Source organism: Pseudomonas sp. C11, assembly GCF_034683865.1.
GTDB lineage: Bacteria > Pseudomonadota > Gammaproteobacteria > Pseudomonadales > Pseudomonadaceae > Aquipseudomonas.
Genome location: NZ_JAWIIP010000044.1, coordinates 1 through 294 on the forward strand (window position 1 = coordinate 1; position 294 = coordinate 294).

1 protein-coding gene is annotated in these 294 nt (G+C 53.4%); it reads left to right on the top strand.

From position 1 onward, the window contains the following. Positions 1-294: ankyrin repeat domain-containing protein (locus tag VC352_RS24850; RefSeq protein ID WP_322982160.1), on the top strand; the 294-nt coding region annotated here is incomplete at both ends.

Here is a 294-nt window from a genome sequence, read left to right on the forward strand (position 1 = left end):
CGATCGACACAGCAGCTGCCGCCGGCAAGTGCCAGGTATTGGATGAGTTACTTGTCGCTGGTGCTCAGGCAGACCCAAAATCTATACAGTTCGGTTTCACCCCATTGAGCATTGCTGCGCAAGCAGGTGATAGCGCGTGCGTAAAGTCACTTCTGGCCAAGAAGGTGCGGCTTGATGTGAGGACCGAGCCTGGGGGCGACACGTCACTGATCATGGCTGCATACGGTGTTAATCTGGAGGTGGTACAGATGATTGTCGAGAAAGGCGCGAACATTCAACTGAAAAACAATGACG